This window comes from Staphylococcus sp. EG-SA-2 (assembly GCF_017152085.1).
Genome location: NZ_JACYHC010000205.1, coordinates 1 through 521 on the forward strand (window position 1 = coordinate 1; position 521 = coordinate 521).

Consider the following 521-nt stretch of genomic DNA (forward strand, 5'->3'; position numbering starts at 1 on the left):
CGATGTCATTTGGCTCAGTCCAATGTTTAAATCACCTAATGATGACAATGGTTATGATATTAGTGACTATCAAGAAATTATGGATGAATTTGGAACGATGGAAGACTTTGATTGTTTATTAAAAGGTATTCATGATAGAGGCATGAAGCTTATTTTAGATTTAGTTGTAAATCATACATCTGATGAACATCCTTGGTTTATAGAATCTAAATCTAGTAAAGACAATCCCAAACGTGATTGGTATATTTGGCAAGATCCAAAGCCAGATGGCTCTGAACCTAACAACTGGGAAAGTATCTTTAATGGATCTACATGGGAATATGATGCTAATACTGAGCAATATTATTTCCATTTATTCAGTAAAAAACAACCTGATTTGAATTGGGGTAATCCAGAAGTTAGAGATGCTGTATTTGAAATGATGAACTGGTGGTTTGATAAAGGCATTGATGGATTTAGAGTAGATGCAATTACGCATATTAAGAAGACGTTTGAAGCGGGTGACTTACCTGTACCTGAGG

At 34.5% G+C, this 521-nt stretch carries 1 protein-coding gene; it reads left to right on the forward strand.

All coding sequences use genetic code 11. From position 1 onward, the window contains the following. A partial coding sequence (locus IDG60_RS27280) for an alpha-amylase family glycosyl hydrolase (protein WP_241013324.1) occupies window positions 1–521 on the forward strand: 521 nt, incomplete at both ends.